The organism is Corynebacterium sp. MSK006, assembly GCF_030232385.1.
In the GTDB taxonomy this organism is placed as follows: Bacteria; Actinomycetota; Actinomycetes; order Mycobacteriales; family Mycobacteriaceae; genus Corynebacterium; species Corynebacterium frankenforstense_A.
In genome coordinates this window covers 85,706-103,029 of the sequence record NZ_JASPJZ010000001.1, presented here as the reverse complement: position 1 = coordinate 103,029, position 17,324 = coordinate 85,706, and the positions used below count along the sequence as shown (strand labels likewise).

The 17,324-nt window shown below is 70.5% G+C and carries 18 protein-coding genes; 6 read left to right on the top strand and 12 right to left on the bottom strand.

Annotated elements, in window-relative coordinates; genetic code table 11:
- Nucleotides 1–2: 2 nt before the first annotated feature.
- The gene (miaB, locus tag QQA02_RS00485; RefSeq protein ID WP_284862943.1) at nt 3–1,460 is read right to left on the bottom strand and encodes a tRNA (N6-isopentenyl adenosine(37)-C2)-methylthiotransferase MiaB; all 1,458 of its coding nucleotides are present in this window, start codon (nt 1,458–1,460) and stop codon (nt 3–5) included.
- A 121-nt stretch (nt 1,461–1,581) separates the two neighbouring features.
- Between miaB and QQA02_RS00480 the strand changes: the two genes are divergently transcribed.
- On the top strand, nt 1,582–2,427 hold the full coding sequence (locus QQA02_RS00480; RefSeq protein WP_284862942.1) for a glutamate ABC transporter substrate-binding protein: 846 nt from the start codon (nt 1,582–1,584) through the stop codon (nt 2,425–2,427).
- A 7-nt stretch (nt 2,428–2,434) separates the two neighbouring features.
- Here the strand turns inward: QQA02_RS00480 and QQA02_RS00475 are convergent, their stop codons facing one another.
- The 3 genes from QQA02_RS00475 to QQA02_RS00465 all read right to left on the bottom strand — a co-directional run bounded on the left by QQA02_RS00475 (nt 2,435) and on the right by QQA02_RS00465 (nt 4,535).
- Complete coding sequence (locus QQA02_RS00475; RefSeq protein WP_284862941.1) at nt 2,435–3,019, bottom strand: regulatory protein RecX; 585 nt, start codon at nt 3,017–3,019, stop codon at nt 2,435–2,437.
- Between the two features lie 3 nt (nt 3,020–3,022).
- Nucleotides 3,023–4,147: a recombinase RecA gene (gene recA / locus QQA02_RS00470; protein WP_284862940.1), complete on the bottom strand. Its 1,125-nt coding sequence runs from the start codon at nt 4,145–4,147 to the stop codon at nt 3,023–3,025.
- A 181-nt stretch (nt 4,148–4,328) separates the two neighbouring features.
- Nucleotides 4,329–4,535: a DUF3046 domain-containing protein gene (locus QQA02_RS00465; protein WP_284776259.1), complete on the bottom strand. Its 207-nt coding sequence runs from the start codon at nt 4,533–4,535 to the stop codon at nt 4,329–4,331.
- A gap of 124 nt (nt 4,536–4,659) precedes the next feature.
- On the opposite strand from QQA02_RS00465, the gene QQA02_RS00460 reads away from it, so the two are divergent.
- The 3 genes from QQA02_RS00460 to QQA02_RS00450 are packed head-to-tail and all read left to right on the top strand — an operon-like array spanning nt 4,660 to nt 6,552.
- Nucleotides 4,660–5,259 (top strand): biotin transporter BioY, encoded by a 600-nt coding sequence (locus QQA02_RS00460; RefSeq protein WP_284773357.1) that lies wholly within the window; start codon nt 4,660–4,662, stop codon nt 5,257–5,259.
- Nucleotides 5,237–5,920, top strand: a complete 684-nt coding sequence (locus QQA02_RS00455) for an energy-coupling factor ABC transporter ATP-binding protein (protein ID WP_284773355.1) — start codon at nt 5,237–5,239, stop codon at nt 5,918–5,920. Before QQA02_RS00460 ends, QQA02_RS00455 begins: the two co-directional genes overlap by 23 nt.
- Nucleotides 5,921–5,937: 17 nt before the next feature.
- The gene (locus QQA02_RS00450) at nt 5,938–6,552 is read left to right on the top strand and encodes an energy-coupling factor transporter transmembrane component T family protein (protein ID WP_284863045.1); all 615 of its coding nucleotides are present in this window, start codon (nt 5,938–5,940) and stop codon (nt 6,550–6,552) included.
- Nucleotides 6,553–6,657: 105 nt separating this feature from the next.
- Here the strand turns inward: QQA02_RS00450 and QQA02_RS00445 are convergent, their stop codons facing one another.
- Nucleotides 6,658–7,494: a PspA/IM30 family protein gene (locus QQA02_RS00445; protein WP_284862939.1), complete on the bottom strand. Its 837-nt coding sequence runs from the start codon at nt 7,492–7,494 to the stop codon at nt 6,658–6,660.
- Between the two features lie 116 nt (nt 7,495–7,610).
- Here QQA02_RS00445 and QQA02_RS00440 point away from each other — a divergent pair, with 116 nt between their 5' ends.
- Nucleotides 7,611–7,955: a helix-turn-helix domain-containing protein gene (locus QQA02_RS00440; protein ID WP_284773351.1), complete on the top strand. Its 345-nt coding sequence runs from the start codon at nt 7,611–7,613 to the stop codon at nt 7,953–7,955.
- A 27-nt stretch (nt 7,956–7,982) separates the two neighbouring features.
- Here the strand turns inward: QQA02_RS00440 and QQA02_RS00435 are convergent, their stop codons facing one another.
- Both QQA02_RS00435 and pgsA read right to left on the bottom strand, forming a co-directional pair.
- Entirely contained in the window at nt 7,983–8,453 is a 471-nt protein-coding gene (locus QQA02_RS00435; RefSeq protein WP_284862938.1) for a CinA family protein, read from the bottom strand.
- Nucleotides 8,450–9,040 carry a CDP-diacylglycerol--glycerol-3-phosphate 3-phosphatidyltransferase gene (gene pgsA / locus QQA02_RS00430; protein ID WP_423777740.1) on the bottom strand — a complete coding sequence of 197 codons (591 nt, stop codon included), beginning with the start codon at nt 9,038–9,040 and terminating at the stop codon, nt 8,450–8,452. The genes QQA02_RS00435 and pgsA overlap by 4 nt, the downstream gene beginning before the upstream one ends.
- Before the next feature lie 27 nt (nt 9,041–9,067).
- On the opposite strand from pgsA, the gene QQA02_RS00425 reads away from it, so the two are divergent.
- A complete protein-coding gene (locus QQA02_RS00425) occupies nt 9,068–9,358 on the top strand; it encodes a YciI family protein (RefSeq protein WP_284773347.1) in 291 nt (96 codons plus the stop codon).
- 57 nt (nt 9,359–9,415) lie between these two features.
- Here QQA02_RS00425 and QQA02_RS00420 read toward each other — a convergent pair whose 3' ends face one another.
- The 5 genes from QQA02_RS00420 to dapA all read right to left on the bottom strand — a co-directional run bounded on the left by QQA02_RS00420 (nt 9,416) and on the right by dapA (nt 17,267).
- On the bottom strand, nt 9,416–10,435 hold the full coding sequence (locus QQA02_RS00420) for a TerC family protein (RefSeq protein WP_284773346.1): 1,020 nt from the start codon (nt 10,433–10,435) through the stop codon (nt 9,416–9,418).
- A 195-nt stretch (nt 10,436–10,630) separates the two neighbouring features.
- The gene (locus tag QQA02_RS00415; RefSeq protein ID WP_284862937.1) at nt 10,631–13,600 is read right to left on the bottom strand and encodes a DNA translocase FtsK; all 2,970 of its coding nucleotides are present in this window, start codon (nt 13,598–13,600) and stop codon (nt 10,631–10,633) included.
- Nucleotides 13,601–13,667: 67 nt separating this feature from the next.
- Nucleotides 13,668–14,294, bottom strand: a complete 627-nt coding sequence (locus tag QQA02_RS00410; RefSeq protein ID WP_284862936.1) for a TIGR03085 family metal-binding protein — start codon at nt 14,292–14,294, stop codon at nt 13,668–13,670.
- A gap of 19 nt (nt 14,295–14,313) precedes the next feature.
- Entirely contained in the window at nt 14,314–16,359 is a 2,046-nt protein-coding gene (locus tag QQA02_RS00405) for a ribonuclease J (RefSeq protein ID WP_284773340.1), read from the bottom strand.
- Between the two features lie 2 nt (nt 16,360–16,361).
- Entirely contained in the window at nt 16,362–17,267 is a 906-nt protein-coding gene (dapA, locus tag QQA02_RS00400; protein ID WP_284773339.1) for a 4-hydroxy-tetrahydrodipicolinate synthase, read from the bottom strand.
- Between the last annotated feature and the right edge of the window lie 57 nt (nt 17,268–17,324).

Sequence of the window (17,324 nt, the reverse complement as noted above, 5' to 3'; positions counted from 1 at the left end):
CCCTAGCCGCCGATGCCGGGCAGGCCGAGGCCGACGGTCGCGGGCTTCCTGTCGGCGGCGGCCATGTCGCCGGCCCGGGTGCGGCGGTGGGTGCGCACGCCGGAGTCGGCGAGCAGGAAGTAGGGCTTGGCCTCGGTGACCTCGACGGTGACCACGTCGCCGGGACGGATCTCCCCCTCGGCGCCGGCGGGGTCGAAGTGCACCAGCCGGCCGTCGCGGGCGCGCCCGGACAGGCGGTGGGTCTCGTTGTCGCGGCGGCCGCCGGACTCCTGGACGATCAGCTCGACCTCGTGGCCGACGAGCCTGGCGTTCTCCTCGGCGGCGATGCGGTCCTGGAGGGCGACGAGGCGCTCGTAGCGCTCCTGGACGACCTCCTTGGGGATCTGGTCCGCCATCTCCGCGGCCGGGGTTCCGGGGCGCGGGGAGTACTGGAAGGTGAACGCCGAGGAGAAGCGGGCGCGCTCGACTACGTCGAGGGTGGCCTGGAAGTCCTCCTCGGTCTCGCCCGGGAAGCCGACGATGATGTCGGTGGTGATCGCCGCGTGCGGGATGCGCTCGCGGACCTTGTCCAGGATGTCCAGGAACTTCTTCGTGCGGTAGCTGCGCCGCATCGCCTTGAGCACGCGGTCCGAGCCGGACTGCAGGGGCATGTGCAGGCTCGGGCAGACCGCCGGGGTCTCGGCCATGGCGTCGATGACATCATCGGTGAACTCGGCCGGGTGCGGCGAGGTGAAGCGCAGGCGCTCCAGGCCCTCGATCTCGCCGCAGGCGCGCAGCAGCTTGGAGAAGGCGCTGCGGTCGCGCTCGAGCGACTCGTCGACGAAGTGCACGCCGTAGGCGTTGACGTTCTGGCCGAGCAGGGTGATCTCGGAGACGCCCTGGTCGACCAGGGCTTTGACCTCGGCGAGGATGTCGCCGGGGCGGCGGTCGGCCTCCTTGCCGCGCAGCGAGGGCACGATGCAGAAGGTGCAGGTGTTGTTGCAGCCCACGGAGATGGACACCCAGCCGGAGTAGTTGGACTCGCGCCGCGCCGGCAGCACGGAGGGGAACTCCTCGAGGGCGTCGGCGATCTCGACCTCGGCGCGGTCGTTATGCGCGGCGCGCTCGAGCAGGGTCGGCAGGGAGCCCATGTTGTGGGTGCCAAAGACGACGTCGACCCAGGGGGCGCGGTCGACGACGTGCTCGCGGTCCTTCTGGGCCAGGCAGCCGCCGACGGCGATCTGCATGCCCGGGTGGTTCTCCTTGACCGGCTTGAGCTGGCCGAGGGTGCCGTAGAGGCGGTTGTCGGCGTTCTCGCGCACCGCGCAGGTGTTGAAGACGACGAGGTCGGGCTCGGTGTCCTCGGCTGCGCGCCGGTAGCCGGCGGATTCGAGCAGGCCGGAGAGGCGCTCGGAGTCGTGCACGTTCATCTGGCAGCCGAAGGTGCGCACCTCATAGGTGCGGAGCGTCTGGGATTCCACGGGTGCACATTCTAGGGGTGGGGCAGGTCGAGCCCAATTTCGCGGCGCGCTCCGGCGGGGCGGCTACATTGGAGTGGAACCGTTGGAGTGGAACCGACTTCAGGCCTGGAAGGTGGATGCGATGACCGCGAAGGCGCCCGCGGCGCTCGTCGCCTGCGTGGCGGCACTGGCCGCGCTGACCGCCTGCGCCGAGGAACCGGAGGACGGGCTGCTGGCCGACATGCGCGCGGGCACCGTGGCCGTCGGCGTCAAGTACGACCAGCCCGGCCTGGGCCTGCGCGACCCGGACGGGACGATGCGCGGCCTCGACGTGGAGATCGCCGACCGGGTGCTGCGCCACGTCGCCGAGAACCACGGCTGGGACGCCCCGCGGATCACCTGGACGGAGACCCCGACGGGCCGGCGCGAGACCTCGCTTCGGCAGGGCCGGGTCAACATGGTCGTGGCCAGCTACACCATCAACGAGGAGCGCGCCCGCTCGGTGCAGTTCGCCGGGCCGTACCTGCTGACCCACCAGGCATTGCTGGTCGAGGTCGGCAGCGACGTCGACGGCCTGGGGGATCTCGAGGGCCGCACGCTGTGCTCGGTGACGGGCTCGACGCCGGCGCAGACCGTCCAGCAGGAGATCCCCGAGGTGCGCCTGCGCGAGCTGCCCACGTATTCGGACTGTGTGAGCGCCCTGCGCTCCGGCGAGGTGGACGCGGTGACCACGGACGCGGCCGTTCTGGCCGGCTACGCGGACCAGCAGCCCTCGCGGCTGCGGGTGACCGAGCTGCACCGGAGAAACTCCGACGAGCCGCTGAGCGTGGAGCGCTACGGCATCGGGCTGGACCCCGGTGACAAGGCCGGGGCGCAGGCCGTCGACGAGGCACTGCGCGAGATGCGGGACAACGGCGAGATCGCGGAGCTGATCGAGGAGAACCTGGGCGACGCGCCCGGGGTCTCCCCCGCGGGCCCGGAGGACTAGCCGGGTTCTAGTCGAGCTCCTCGAGGCGCTCGTCGAGGGCCTGGCGGGCCAGCGCGAGCGACATGCCCTCGGGGAAGCCGCGGCGGGCGAGCACGCCGACGATGCGGCGCAGCGCCTTGTCGCGCTCGCGGCGGTCGGCCGGCGCCTCGCGCACGGAGCGGGCCTTCTTGCGGGCCAGGGTGAGCGCGCGTTCGCGCTCGTCCTCGGGGTCAATCTGGTCGAGGGCGGCCGCCCGCTCGCCGGCGCCGACCCCCTTGCGCTCGAGTTCGTGGTCGAGCATGCGACGCGACTTGCCGCGGCGGGTGGCGCGCTGGCGCACCCACTCGCGGGCGAAGGCGGCGTCGTCGATCAGGCCGGCGCCGGCGAGGTCGTCGAGCACGGAGTCGATGACGTCAGCGGCGAAGTCCTTGTCCTGCAGGCGCCGGCGCAGCTCGGCGCGGGAGCGGGCGCGCTGGTCGAGCAGGCCGAGGGCCCGCTCGCGGACCGCCACCTTGGCCTCCTCCTCGGCCTCGTCGAGGATCGGGTTGGCACCCGCGGCGGCTGCCTCGAGGGCGGCGACGGCGCGGGCGAGGCGTTCGGGGTCCGGTGCCACGGGTTATTCGTCGTCGAAGTCGACGTTGGGCACGACGTCGACCGGCTCATCGGAGAGCGCGTCGGAGTCCTCGCCCTCGGCCTTCTCTGCCTCCTGCTCCTGGGCGTACTTGCCCACGCCGAGCTTGACGAAGATCTTGTGCTCGATCTCGTCGGCGAGCTCCTTGTTCTCCTTGAGCGAGAGGCGCACCTTCTCCTTGCCCTGGCCGAGCTGGTCGCCCTCGTAGGTGAACCAGGAGCCGGACTTCTTGACGATGCCCTGCTCGACGCCGAGGTCGATGATCGAGGACTCGCGCGAGATGCCCTCGCCGTAGATGATGTCGAACTCGGCGATCTTGAACGGCGGGGAGACCTTGTTCTTGACCACCTTGAGGCGCGTGCGGTTGCCGATGGCGTCCTGGCCGTCTTTGAGGGTCTGGATACGGCGGACGTCGCAGCGCACGGAGGCGTAGAACTTCAGCGCCTTGCCGCCGGTGGTGGTCTCCGGCGAGCCGAACATGACGCCGATCTTCTCACGCAGCTGGTTGATGAAGATGGCGGTGGTGCCGGAGTTGTAGAGGGCGCCGGCCATCTTGCGCAGCGCCTGGCTCATCAGGCGGGCCTGTAGGCCGACGTGGCTGTCACCCATCTCGCCCTCGATCTCGGCCTTCGGGGTGAGCGCCGCCACCGAGTCGATGACGATGATGTCGATGGCCCCGGAGCGCACGAGCATGTCGGCGATCTCGAGGGCCTGCTCGCCGGTGTCCGGCTGGGAGACCAGCAGGGCGTCGGTGTCCACGCCGAGGGCGCGGGCGTACTCCGGGTCGAGCGCGTGCTCGGCGTCGATGAAGGCGGCGATACCGCCCTCCTTCTGGGCCGAGGCGATCGCGTGGAGCGCCACGGTGGTCTTACCCGAGGACTCCGGGCCGTAGATCTCGACGACACGGCCGCGCGGGAAACCGCCGACGCCGAGCGCGACGTCGATGGCCGTGTTGCCCGAGGAGATCGCGCTGATCGGCGGCCGGCTCTCGTCGCCCAGGCGCATCACCGCGCCCTTGCCGTAACCCTTCTCGATCTGGGCCAGGGCCGCGTCGAGCGCCTTCTGCCGGTCGTCGGCAGCGGCGGCCTTCTTCTTGGTCGTCTTCGCCATGGTTGGGGTGCCTCTTCTTCTCGTTCGTCGGGTGTCCGGGACGGCCGCGGCCACCCCTCACCTCTGTTAGACCCTCCGACGGGTCCGTACGGCTCCACACACTAACCGCGTGGCGGGACCGTCCCGGGCGTCGCGTTCGAAAGTACACGCACGCCTGTTCGAATTCAACGCGACGCGCCGCTCAGTCGTCGCGGCCGAGCCGACGCTCCTCGGGCACCTCGAAGTCGGCGCACAGGGCCAGCCAGATCTCACGGGGGTCCACTCCCCTCTCGAGCAACTGTTCAGCCGTGGCGCCGTGGTCGGCGAGCACGTGCGAGTGGAGGATGAAGTCGCCGCTCTCGGTGCCGAACTCGTCGGCGACGAGGCGGTGGAAGGCGGTCAGTCGCATGGGCACGATCATACGGCGCGGCACGCACGCGCGTCCGCGACCCCCCGGGATTCCCCTCGAGCCCCGGGACTACCCCCGAACCCCGGGGATTTCTCTTAAACGGCGTTCAGGATATGCTGTGCACATGCCTCAGAGAAACAAACTTCTCGACGTCGCCTACTGCGCCGTCTTCGCAGCCCTGATCATCGTATTCGCCTTCGTCTCCATCCCGGTCGGCGCCCTCGGTGTGCCGATCGTGCTGCAGAACGCGGTCATCATCCTCGCCGGCCTCGTGCTCGGCGCGCGGCGCGGCTTCCTCTCCGTCGCCCTCTTCCTCGTCATCGGCCTGGTCCTGCCCGTGCTCGCGGGCGGCCGCACCGTCATCAGCGCCCTGGGCGGTCCGACCGTCGGCTACATCGTCGGCTACCTGGTCTCCGCCTTCGTCGCCGGCCTGATCGCCTACCGCGCCCGCCCGGGCCGCCGCGGCGAGCAGATCGGCTGGTTCATCCTCGCCGCCGCCCTCGCCCTGGTCTGCCAGTACGCCTGCGGCATCGTGGGCCTCATGATCAGCTCCCGCATCGGCCTGGTCGCCGCGGCCGGCGGCCAGATCCCCTTCCTGGTCCCGGACGCCGCCAAGTGCGTCGTGATGGTCATCGTCGCCCTCGGCGTCCACGCCGCCTTCCCCGACCTGCTGCGTCGACCCAACCGCGCCCGGGACACCGATGCCCGCGATCGAGTTCACTGACGTCTCGGTCGAGTTCGAGGAACGCCTCGTCCTCGACCGCGTCTCCCTCAACCTCACCGAGCACCGCATCGGCATCATCGGCGCCAACGGCTCCGGCAAGTCGACGCTCGCCCGCCTGATCAACGGGCTGGGCGAGCCGACCTCCGGCACCGTGCGCGTCGACGGCCTCGACCCCGTCAAGGACGGCCGCGAGGTGCGCCGCAAGGTCGGGTTCATCTTCTCCGACGCGGACAACCAGATCGTCATGCCCAGCGTGATTGACGACGTCGCGTTCTCCCTGCGGCGGATGCGACTGCCCCGCGCCGAACGACGCGAGCGGGCACGCGCGGCGTTGGAGCGCTTCGGACTGGCCGGCCACGCCGACCAGTCCCCGCACCTGCTCTCGGGCGGGCAGAAGCAGCTCCTGGCGCTGACCGCCGTGCTCGTCACCGAGCCGGAGACCGTCATCGCCGATGAGCCGACGACGCTGCTGGACCTGCGCAACCGCCGCATGATCCACGACGTCTTCGCCGGCCTCGACCAGCAGCTGATCGTGGTCACCCACGACCTCGACCTGGTCGCCGACGCCGACCGGGTGATCTACCTGGGCGACGGCGGGATCGTCGCCGACGGAGAGCCGCGCGAGACCATCGCGCGCTATGTCGCGGACATGGAGCGCTGATGGCACGCATGCGGATGATGCCGCGCGCGGTGCCGCTCGGCGTGCACGTGCCCGGCGACACGGTCATCCACCGCGCCGACGCAGGCCTGAAGCTGATCGTGGTGACCCTCTTCATCCTGCTGGCCACCATCTTCGGGCGCAGCCCGCTCGGGGTGGCCCTCTGCGCGGTCATCGTCGCCGTCGGCTACCTCGTCGCGCGTATCCCGTGGGCGGCCGCGTGGTCACAGATCGCCGCCCCGCTGCCCCTGCTGCTGGTGCTCGGCGCCTTCCAGTGGTGGCAGAACGACCTGGTCACCGGCGCGGTGACCGTGGGGCTGCTCGGCTGCTCGATCATGGGCGCGGGCCTGCTTCCGCTGACCACGACCATCGAGGAGCTCCTCGACGCCGTGGAGCACGGGCTGCGGCCGCTCAAGCGCTTCGGCGTGCCGGCCGAGAACATCGCGCTGGCGCTCTCGCTGACCCTGCGCCTGATCCCCCTGCAGCTGGCCACCGTCGGCGACGTCCTCGACGCCCGGCGGGCCCGCGGGGCGGGCTTCTCGCTGACCGCGGTGGCCACCCCCGTCATCGTGCGCTCGCTGCGGCGCGCCCGCGCTCTCGCCGAGGCGCTCGCCGCGCGCGGGGCGGGTGACTGACGCCGGGCGCCTGGCCGCGGCCGACTGACCTGCCCCTCAACAAAAAGAACGGTGTCCCTGGAGGGCCACCGTTCTTCCGGCTTTGTGCGGACTAGCCGCGACGTACTACTCGCCGCGCAGCTCGCGCATACGGCGGGCGACGGCATCCTGGCTGACGTTCGAGGTGTCGGGGGCACCACCCTCGATGGCCTCGCGCTTCGGGCCGGAGGTGACCTCGTTCTCGCCGTTCATCTCGGCGCGGATCTGCTCCAGGCGCGAGTGGCCGGCCATCTGCACGCCGGCCTGCTGGACCTCGGCCATGCGGGCCTCGACGGAGTTCTCCGCGAGCTCGGCCTGGCCCAGGGCGTTGGCGTAGCGGCGCTCGATCTTCTCGCGGACCTGGTCCAGGTTCGGCGAAGAGCCCTGCTGGGTCAGCGAGTTCATCGACTGGACGGACTCGGCGACCTTCTCCTGCATCTTGGCCTGCTCGAGCTGGCTGAGCAGCTTGGAGCGCTCGGCGACCTTCTGCTGGAGCTGGGCGGCGTTGCGCTCGACGGCGGCCTTGGCCTGCTCGGCCTGGCGGATCGCCTGGTCGTGCAGCTTCTTGGTGTCCTCCACCGACTGCTCGGCGGTGACCAGCTGTGCGGCGAAGGCCTCGGCGGCGTTCTCGTACTCGACGGCCTTGCGCTCGTCGCCGTCCGCACGCGCCTTGTCGGCGAGCTTGAGGGCCTGCTTGGTGTTGGCCTGCAGCTTCTCGATCTCGCCGAGGCGGCGGTTGAGCTGCATCTCGAGCTGGCGCTGGTTGCCGATCACGGCGGCGGCCTGCTGCGAGAGCTCCTGGTGCTGACGCTGCGCCTCCTCCATGGCCTGCTGGATCTGCACCTTCGGGTCGGCGTTCTCCTCGATCTTGTTGTCGAAGAGTGCCATGAGGTAGTTCCAGAACTTCTTGAACGGGTTCGCCATGAGAGTGGTCGGCCTCCTGCTTCGGTCGGCGGTCTGAATTGCCCCCCATGATAAACCACGGCCGCGACAAAACACCGCAGGGAACAAAACCGGCGTCCCGGCCGTTATAGATAGTGATGCTCACCGATACCGCTGTCATGACCGCCCAGGCGCCCGCGCACACCCGCCGGCGCCGCCCCGAGCCGCTCCTGCGTGCCGCGCTCGGCGAGGCGCTGCGCGGGTTCCGCCGCGACCGCAACGTCACGCTGCGCGAGCTCGCCGAGACCGCCCGGGTCTCCCCCGGCTACCTCTCCGAGATCGAGCGCGGCCGCAAGGAGGCCTCCTCCGAACTGCTCGCCGCCGTCTGCCACGGACTCGGCGTCTCGCTGGCCGACGTCCTCATCGAGGCCGCCGGCTCCATGGCCATCGAGGAGGCCATCGACGAGGCCGTCGAGGAACTCACCGAGATGCCGGCCGAGTGAGACCGACCGGGTAGGCAGAGCAAGAACCTAGGCCGCGAGCGCCTCGGCCAGGAAGCCGAGGGCCGCGTCCACGGCCGCCGCGCGGATCTGCGCGCGCGAGCCGTCCAGGTCCACCCGACGGGTGCGGGTGGACTCCCCCACATGCGCGAGTCCCAGGTGGACCTCGCCGACGGGGTGCCCGTCCTGGGGCTCGGGCCCGGCCACGCCCGTCAACGACACCGCCCAGTCACAGCCGAGGCGCTCGCGTGCACCCTCGGCCATGCCGGCCGCCGTCTCGGCGGCGACGGGACCGCACCGGGCGAGCACCGCGGCGTCGACAAGCGCCAGGCTGCCCTTTAAGTCGGTGGCGTAGGTGACCAGCCCGCCGCGCAGCACGGCGGAGGCGCCGGGGACGTCGGCGACCGTCGCGCAGGCCAGGCCGGCCGTCAGCGACTCGCAGAAGCCGAGGGTCTCGCCGCGCTCCCCCAGTACGCGCAGGATCTCCCGGGCGCCGTTCACCGGGTACCCGCCCTGTTCTCGCGGTGGGAGTCGACGAGGTACTGGATGCCGGTGACGGCGGTGACGAGCACGGCCGCCCACATCACGGCGCGCGAGGGCCAGTCCATCCAGTCGGGCAGCGGGCACAGGTAGAGGCCGACGGCGACCGACTGCAGGGCGGTCTTGATCTTGCCGCCCTTGGAGGCGGGCACCACACGGCCGCGGCGCAGCTGCACCATCCGCCAGGCGGTGATGCCCAGCTCGCGCACGACGATGATGCCGGTGGCCCACCAGCTCAGCCCGGCGGTCAGGTTCAGGCAGACCAGGGCGGTGATCATCAGCGCCTTGTCGGCGATGGGGTCGGCGATCTTGCCGAAGTCGGTGATCAGGCCGCGGGCTCGCGCGATGTCGCCGTCGAGCTTGTCGGTGATCATCAGCGCGACGAAGAGGGCGAAGGCCGCCCACATCCAGCCGAGCTCCTCGCCACCGGAGCGCAGCACGAGCCACGCGAAGACCGGCACGAACAGGATGCGCAGGCTGGTCAGCACATTGGGCAGGTTGAGATTGCTCGGCCTCGCGGCGGGCGATGGGGACGTGGACACGCCCACCACCCTACCCGGGTCTAGGATCGTCCCATGAACACCTTCGCAGTCCTCTACGAGTACGACCCCGAGAACCCCGCCATCGCCGAGACCCGCCCCGAGCACCGCAAGTTCCTGCGCTCCCTGCTCGACTCCGGGCGCCTGATCGGCTCCGGCCCGTTCACCGACGCCGAGGGCGGCGCGCTGATCGTGATCTCGCTCGAGGAGGGCGCCGGCGTCGCCGACGCGGAGAAGGTCATGGACGACGACCCGTTCACCGTCGCCGGGCTGATCCAGAAGCGCACCGTACGCCCCTGGAATCCGGTGCTCAACATCTGGGGCTAGTCCCCCGCCCCCTGGCCGGTCCCCGCGGGAACCGGCCTTCTTCTACGTCGGGGGCCGCTACTCCGTGGGGGCCTTGGCCCGGGTGTCGACGGCACCCTGGGCCTCGTCGCGCTTGTTCTTCCAGATCGACGCGACGACCGTGATCGTGAGCACGACCACGATGAAGATCAGCGAGAACTCCGTGCCGACCTCGGGGGCGGCGTAGACGTTGTCACCGCCGTTGATGAACGGCAGGTTGTTCTCGTGCAGGGCGTGCAGCAGCAGCTTGATGCCGATGAAGCCCAGGATGACCGAGAGGCCGTAGGACAGGTACACCAGGCGGTCGAGCAGGCCGTCGAGCAGGAAGTACATCTGGCGCAGGCCCAGCAGCGAGAACGCGTTGGTGGTGAACACCAGGTAGGCCTCGGTGGTGATGCCGTAGATCGCCGGGATCGAGTCGAGGGCGAAGAGCACGTCGATCAGCCCGATGGCGATGAGCGCCACCAGCAGCGGGGTGAAGGCGTGCTGGCTCTTTTTGTGGACGATCAGGTGGTCCTTCTCGTAGCCCGAGGTGACCGGCACGACCTTGCGCAGCATCTTGATGACCCACATGTCGTTCGGGTCGGTCGGCGGGGCGTCGCGGACCTCGTCGATGACCATCTTGGCGGCGGTGACCAGCAGGAAGATGCCGAAGATGTAGAAGACGTCCGACCAGGCCTCGATGACCGCGGCGCCGGCCAGGATGAACAGCAGACGGAAGAAAAGCGCCAGCGCGATGCCGATGAGCAGTACCTTCTGCTGGTACTTGCGCGGGATCTGGAAGGCGCCCATGATCAGCGCGAAGACGAAGAGGTTGTCGACGCTGAGCGCCTTCTCGGTGACGTAGCCGGTGAGGAACTCGACGCCGTGCTGGTGGGTCCAGACCACGTAGACGAAGACGCCGAAGGCCAGCGCCAGGCCCACGTAGAAGGCCGACCACCAGGCGGCCTCCTTGATGGTGGGCTCGTGCGGGGTGCGCACGTGGGAGTAGAAGTCGAAGACGAAGAACCCGAGGATCACCAGGATGGTGACCGCCCAGATCCAGAACGGGACAGTCATAGAGACACAAACCTCCGGTCGCGAAGTCGCTTGAGAACCGGAGGTCTCCCCCACTCGCCGCGCGAGCCGGCCCTACCGGGCGCCGAAGGCGGCGCCGTGCTGACGATGAGGACCGTGGGGCGGGGTACTCCCCTCCATGGGGGATCATCCTACATGCCGGGTGCCCGCACGGGCACCCGGCTCACGCAGGCGCCGTCAGACCGCCCCGCCCGAGGGGTTGTGACCGGCGGCGTCCACGACGCGCACGTCCTCGGAACCGCCCGCGGTGCCGGGCGCGGCGTCGTCAATCGACGCCTCCTCGACCTCCTTGGGCGCCTCGGCGGGGTCGGCGCCCTTGATCATCCAGATGATCGTGTCGAGCTCCTCGGGCTTGACCAGCACGTCGCGGGCCTTGGAGCCCTGCGAGGGGCCGACGACGCCGCGGGTCTCCATGAGATCCATCAGGCGGCCGGCCTTGGCGAAGCCGACGCGCAGCTTGCGCTGCAGCATCGAGGTGGAGCCCAGCTGCGAGGTGACGACGAGCTCGACGGCCTCGAGGAGGTCGTCCATGTCCTTGCCGATCTCCTCGTCGATCTCTTTCTTCGCGTCGGACTGCTTGTCCTCCGTGACGCCCTCCGCGTAGTGCGGCTCGGCCTGCGCCTTGGTCGCATCGACCACGCGCTGGATCTCGTCGTCGGTGACGAAGGCGCCCTGGAGGCGCTGCGGCTTGCCGGCGCCCTGCGGGATGAACAGGGCGTCGCCCATGCCGATGAGCTTCTCCGCGCCGCCCTGGTCCAGGATGACGCGCGAGTCGGTCAGCGAGGAGGTGGCGAAAGCCAGGCGCGAAGGCACGTTGGTCTTGATCAGGCCGGTGACCACGTCCACCGAGGGGCGCTGGGTGGCCAGCACCAGGTGGATGCCGGCCGCGCGCGCCTTCTGGGTGATGCGCACGATGGAGTCCTCGATCTCCTTCGGCGCCGTCATCATCAGGTCGGCCAGCTCGTCGACCACGCAGACGATGAACGGGTACGGGTGGTACTCGCGCTGCGAGCCCGCCGGGGCGGTGACCTCGCCGGAGCGGACCTTCCGGTTGAAGTCCTTGATGTGGCGCACGCGCGCGGACTTCATGTCCAGGTAGCGCTGCTCCATCTCCTCGACGAGCCACTGCAGGGCCGCCGAGGCCTTCTTCGGCTGGGTGATGATCGGGGTGATCAGGTGCGGGATGCCCTCGTACGGGGTCAGCTCGACCATCTTCGGGTCCACCAGGATCAGGCGGACCTCCTCCGGGGTGGCGCGCGTGAGCAGCGAGACCAGCATGGAGTTGACGAAGGCCGACTTACCGGAGCCGGTGGAGCCCGCGACCAGCAGGTGCGGCATCTTCTGCACGGAGGCGGAGATGAAGTCGCCCTCGATGTCCTTGCCCAGGCCGATGAGCATCGGGTCGTGGTTGCCGGCCACCGCCGGGGCGTTGAGGACGTCGGCCAGGCGGACCAGCTCGCGGTCCGTGTTCGGCACCTCGATGCCCACGGCGGACTTGCCGGGGATCGGGGTGAGCAGGCGGACGTTGTCGGTGGCCACCGCGTAGGCGAGGTTGGACTGCAGGTTGGTGATCTTGGAGACCTTGACGCCCGGGCCCAGCTCGACCTCGTAGCGGGTGACCGTCGGGCCGCGCGAGAAGCCGGTGACGGCGGCGTCGACGTGGAACTCGGCGAAGACCTCGGTGATCGCCTCGATCATGCGGTCGTTGACCGCCGAGCGGGTTTTCGGCGGGTCGCCGTCGACGAGCAGGCTGGTCGGCGGCAGCTCGTAGTCGGCCTCGCCGACGGGGCTGCGCATCTCCACCGGCTGCTCGGGCTTAGGCTGCGTCTCGCTCTTCGGCGTGGAGGCGGGCACAGCGGCGGCGTCGATGCCGGAGCGGGCGACGATGGCCTGGCGCATGGCCTCGCGGGACTGGCCGACGGCGTCGCCGGCGTCCTCCTGTGGCGCGGCGGGGGCCTGGTGGGGCGCGGCCTTCTTGGGCGCCTTCTTCTTGGCGGGCTTCGCGGCCTGCTGCGCGGGCAGCACGCGGGTGGCGGCGTCCTGCGGCTCCGGGGTGTCGACGACCGGGATCTCGCCGGTGTCGGCCTCGGAGGCGCCGCCGTCGAAGAGGGTGTACTGCGCGGCGGCGGCCTCGTCCCCGGCGACCGGGTAGGCCTCCATGGGGCTGGGGCGTCGCTTCGATTGACGACGTCGCGCAGGCTTGCGGCGGGCGCGCGGCTGCGGCGTCTCCGCCTCCCCCGGGTGGACGGCGCGCGGCTCGTCGCCGCCGGCGCGGCGCTCGAGCTCGCCGTCGACGGCGCCGTAGATGTCGTCGTCGTCCGCGCCCTCGTCGACGCGTCCGGCGTCCAGGGAGCCGCGGATGGCGCCGACGAGGTAGTCCCAGGCCTCGCGCACGGTGATGCCGGTGACGCAGAGTGCGCCCCAGATGATCACGAGGATGAGCAGCGGGATCGCCACGACGTTGAAGCCGCCGGTGAGCAGGCCGCCGACGAGCAGGCCGACGGCGCCGCCGGCGTCCTTGCGCCCGGCCCAGTCGGCCGGGTCGCCGGCGAAGATGTGGATCAGGCCGAGCATGGCCACCACGATGAGCGCCGCTCCCCCGGTGGCGCGCAGCGGGGTAGACCGCAGGTCGAGCGCACCGGCCATCATGGCCACGGCGAGGGCGACGAGGGCGACGGGCAGCACAAAGGCGCCGGCGCCGATGACCATCTGCACGCCGGTGGCGATGGCGGCACCGACGGGCCCGGCGATGTCGAGCCAGACCGAGGCGCCGATGACGACGGCCAGGCCGATCAGGGTAAGCGCGACGGCGTCGGTGCGGTCACCGGCCTCCGCCGGTTCGGTCTCGTCCTCGCGAGGGGCCTCCTCGGTGGTCATCTGGCGGGACTTCCTCTTCTTCCTCTTGTCCTCGGCCGCTTCTTCGACGGGGTCCTCGCGGCGCGGGCCGCGACCCCCGAAGCGAAGCATCGATCCCACAGCGCGAAAGGCGCTGCCGGTCCTCTCTTCGGAGGTGTCGGCAGCGCGGAAGGCGGACGTGGTGGTCGTGCCGGGGTCACGGTCGCGACGCCGGGCCCGCGGGGGCCGGCGCGTCGACGGACCCGAGCGGGCCGTCCGCTCCGAACGGTGCGTGGAACTGCTCACTGTCATGCCGTTCACTCTAGTTGCCGGTGCCCCACCATTCACACCAGACACACGGGGTGTCGGGAGGTAAAGTTCAGAGACTTGATCGATTGACCGCGGCCTCGTCGCCGCCGATCTCGACGTCGACGGCGTCGCGGCCGAACGCCCACAGCAGCAGCTCGCCGGGCTCGCCGGTCACCCGCACGACGTCGTCGCCCTGCTCGGCGACCCCGCGGCCCCGGGCGGCGACCACGGGCGTGCGCCCCGGGACGGTGAGGATGACGGGCTTTCCCGAGGAGCGCAGCAGCATGGTGCCCATCCGGCCCACGGCAGCCCACAGCTCGTCGTCGACCACGCGGGAGAAGTCGCGCGGGCGGGCGGTGCCGTCGGCGCGACGGACGTCCTCGTGGTGGACGAAGTTCTCGGCGGTGTTGACCGCCCGGTCCAGCCAGTGCATCGGGTTCCAGCGCGGGGCGCCGGCGGCCCAGTCGCGCACGGTCTGCGCGTAGTCGCCGCCGAGCACGTCGGCGGTCACGTTACGCAGATGCCCGGACGCGGGCGGCAGGAACATTCCCGCCGCCGCGTCCGGGCGGTGTTCGCGCACCCAGAGGTGCGCGGCGAGGTCTCGGGTGGTCCAGCCCTCGCAGAGCGTGGGGGCGTCCGGTCCGAGCTCCAGCAGGAGCTCGGCCAGACGGCGGCGTTCAGCCATGGCGAAAGTCATGGCCCCACCCTACCGCCGCTTAGAGCGACTCCCGGGAGGCCTCGATGTCCTCGTCGGTGACGGGCTCGTCCGGCTCGCCGGTCATCGGGATGACCGTCGGCAGCACCATCGGCTCGCGGCGCCACTTCTGCTCCACGAAGCGGGAGACCTTGCGGCGCAGCTGGCGGACCATGCGGTAGGGGTCGTTCTCGCCCTCGGCCGCGAGGTCGTTCATCGTGTTCTCGACGAGCTCGCGGACCTCCGGGACCACGCCGCGGTCGTCCTCGGAGAAGCCCTTGGTCTGGACCAGGGGCGCCTCGAGCAGGCGGCCGGTGCGGTTGTCGATCACGGCGGTGATGTCGACCACTCCTCCGGTGCCCAGCGAGGTGCGGTCGGCGAGCACGTCGGCGTCGACCTCGCCCATGGTGGTGCCGTCCACGTAGAGGTGGCCGACCGGGATCTGGCCGACGACGCGGGCGCGGCCGTCGACCAGGTCGACGACGACGCCGTTCTGCGCGAGCACCGTGCGGTCCTCGGGCACGCCGGTCGAGATGGCCAACTCCTTGTTGGCGCGCAGGTGGCGCCACTCGCCGTGGACCGGCATGGCGTTGCGCGGGCGGGCGGCGTTCCAGAGGAAGAGCAGCTCGCCGGCGTAGCCGTGGCCGGAGGTGTGCACCTTCGCGTCGCGGCTGGTCACCACGGTCGCGCCGATCTGCGCGAGCATGTTGATCACGCCGAAGACGGCCTCCTCGTTGCCGGGGACCAGCGACGAGGACAGGATGATCAGGTCGCCGTCGCGGACGGTGATCTGGCGGTGCTCACGGCGGGCCATGCGCGACAGGGCGGCCATCGGCTCGCCCTGGGTGCCGGTGGTGATCAGCACGACCTTGTGCGGGGCCATCTTGGCGGCGTCGTCGATGGAGACGATGGTGCCGCGCGGGGCCTTGAGGTAGCCCATGCGCTCGGCGATCTCCATGTTGCGGATCATCGAGCGGCCGTTGAAGGCGACCTTGCGGCCGGCGGCCACGGCGGCGTCGACGGCGGCCTGCACGCGGTAGACGTTCGAGGCGAAGGACGCGAGGATGATGCGCTGCTTGGCCTCGGTGATCAGGCGCTTGAGGGTCGGGCGGATCTCGGCCTCGGAGGCGGAGACACCCGGGGTGGTCGAGTTCGTCGAGTCGCAGAGCATCAGGTCGACGCCCTCGTCGCCGAAGCGCGACAGCGCCGGCAGGTCGGTCGGCTTACCGCCGGTCGGGGTCTGGTCCAGCTTGATGTCGCCGGTGTGGATGACCAGGCCGGCGCCCGTCTTGATGACGATGCCCAGGCAGTCCGGGATCGAGTGGTTGACGTTCCAAAAGCGCAGGTTGAACGGCCCGCGGTTCTCCTCGGAGGTGTCCGAGACCTCGATCAGCTTCGGACGCTGACGGTGCTCCTTGCACTTGGCGGCGATCAGGGCCAGCGTGAATTTGCTGCCGATGATCGGCAGGTTCGGGCGCAGCTTGAGCAGCCACGGGATGGCGCCGATGTGGTCCTCGTGACCGTGGGTGATCACCAGGGCTTCGACGCGGTCCAGCTTATCCTCGATGGGGCCGAAGTCGGGCAGGATCAGGTCCACGCCCGGCTCGCCGGAGGACGGGAAGAGCACGCCGCAGTCCACGATGAGGATGCGGTTGTTGTACTCGAAGACCGTCATGTTGCGGCCGATCTCGGAGATGCCGCCCAGCGCGTAGATGCGCAGGCCGTTCTTCGGGGCCTTCGGCGGCTCCGGCAGACGCTTGGTCAGGTCGGCACCCTGCATCGACTTCACGGGGTTGCGCTGGCCGCGGTTGCCGCCCCGGCCGCCGCGACGGCCGCGGCCCTTGCGGTTGCCGCGGCCGTTGCCGCCGTTGCCGCGGCCGTTGCCGTGGTTGCCGTTCGCGTGGCCGTTGCCACCGTTGCCACCGCCACCGTTCTTGCCGTGGCCGTTGCCGTTACCGTTACCGCCGTCGCCGGCGGGCGCCTTGAAGGCGGGCGCGGCGTCGGAGTTCTGCTCCGGCGGACCGGCCTTGCGGGTCACCTTCCGGGCGCGGTTACGGGTCTCACTCATATTTATAGGACTCCAGCTTTCTGCATGTCTTCTCGGAGCTGGTCCACCTCAGCCGCCGTGGGGGCAGGGATGGGGAGGCGCGGATCGCCGACCTCGATGCCCTGCAGACGCAGGGCGGCCTTGGCCATGGCGACGCCGCCCAGACGGGCCTGCGCCTGGACCAGCGGATTCAGTTGGGCGTTGATGGTGCGGGCACGGACGAGGTCGCCGTTGTCGAAGGCGTCGTAGATCTCGCGCAGCTGCGCGGGGGCGACGTGCCCGATCACGGAGATGAAACCGCTCGCGCCGACGGACAGCCACGGCAGGTTCAGGGGGTCGTCCCCCGAGTACCAGGCCAGGCCGGTCTCGCCGATGAGGCGGGTCGCGGCGGAGACGTTACCCTTGGCGTCCTTGACGGCCTGGACGGTGTCCAGCTCGGCGAGGCGACGGATGGTCTCCGAGGTGATCGGGATGCCGGATCGACCGGGGATGTCGTAGAGGCACACCGGCAGGTCGGTGGCCGCGGCCACCGCCTTGAAGTGCAGGTAGACACCCTCCTGAGAGGGCTTCGAGTAGTAGGGCGTGACCACGAGCAGCGTGTCGGCGCCGGCCTCGGCGGAGGCCTTGGCCAGCTCGACCGAGGCGCGGGTGTTGTTCGTGCCCGCGCCGGCGATGATGCGGGCGCGGTCGCCCACCTCGTCCTTGACCGCCTTGAGCAGGGACAGCTTCTCCTCGACGGTGGTGGTCGGCGACTCGCCGGTCGTGCCGGCGAGTACCAGGCCGTCGCACCCCTTGTCGACGAGGTGGGCCGCGAGCTTGCGGCCGGCCTCGAGGTCGAGGTTCCCGTCCGCGTCGAACGGCGTGACCATCGCGACGCAGACGGTGCCGAAGACGTCGGCACCGTTCTTAGCTGTCAAACCTGTACTCATGGGCAACAGAGTACCTGGCTCGCGCCTCCGGGGCCGCACCAGCCCGCCCCGGGCGCG

Bases quoted from the DNA above. Each gene is read 5' to 3' on its own strand.
- QQA02_RS00460 (WP_284773357.1), top strand. From the start codon at position 4,660: ATGCCTCAGAGAAACAAACTTCTCGACGTCGCCTACTGCGCCGTCTTC.
- QQA02_RS00415 (WP_284862937.1), bottom strand. From the start codon at position 13,600: ATGACAGTGAGCAGTTCCACGCACCGTTCGGAGCGGACGGCCCGCTCG.
- QQA02_RS00450 (WP_284863045.1), top strand. From the start codon at position 5,938: ATGCCGCGCGCGGTGCCGCTCGGCGTGCACGTGCCCGGCGACACGGTC.
- dapA (WP_284773339.1), bottom strand. From the start codon at position 17,267: ATGAGTACAGGTTTGACAGCTAAGAACGGTGCCGACGTCTTCGGCACC.
- QQA02_RS00410 (WP_284862936.1), bottom strand. From the start codon at position 14,294: ATGACTTTCGCCATGGCTGAACGCCGCCGTCTGGCCGAGCTCCTGCTG.
- QQA02_RS00420 (WP_284773346.1), bottom strand. From the start codon at position 10,435: ATGACTGTCCCGTTCTGGATCTGGGCGGTCACCATCCTGGTGATCCTC.
- QQA02_RS00445 (WP_284862939.1), bottom strand. From the start codon at position 7,494: ATGGCGAACCCGTTCAAGAAGTTCTGGAACTACCTCATGGCACTCTTC.
- QQA02_RS00405 (WP_284773340.1), bottom strand. From the start codon at position 16,359: ATGAGTGAGACCCGTAACCGCGCCCGGAAGGTGACCCGCAAGGCCGGT.
- QQA02_RS00440 (WP_284773351.1), top strand. From the start codon at position 7,611: ATGCTCACCGATACCGCTGTCATGACCGCCCAGGCGCCCGCGCACACC.
- recA (WP_284862940.1), bottom strand. From the start codon at position 4,147: ATGGCGAAGACGACCAAGAAGAAGGCCGCCGCTGCCGACGACCGGCAG.
- QQA02_RS00465 (WP_284776259.1), bottom strand. From the start codon at position 4,535: ATGCGACTGACCGCCTTCCACCGCCTCGTCGCCGACGAGTTCGGCACC.
- QQA02_RS00455 (WP_284773355.1), top strand. From the start codon at position 5,237: ATGCCCGCGATCGAGTTCACTGACGTCTCGGTCGAGTTCGAGGAACGC.
- QQA02_RS00425 (WP_284773347.1), top strand. From the start codon at position 9,068: ATGAACACCTTCGCAGTCCTCTACGAGTACGACCCCGAGAACCCCGCC.
- QQA02_RS00480 (WP_284862942.1), top strand. From the start codon at position 1,582: ATGACCGCGAAGGCGCCCGCGGCGCTCGTCGCCTGCGTGGCGGCACTG.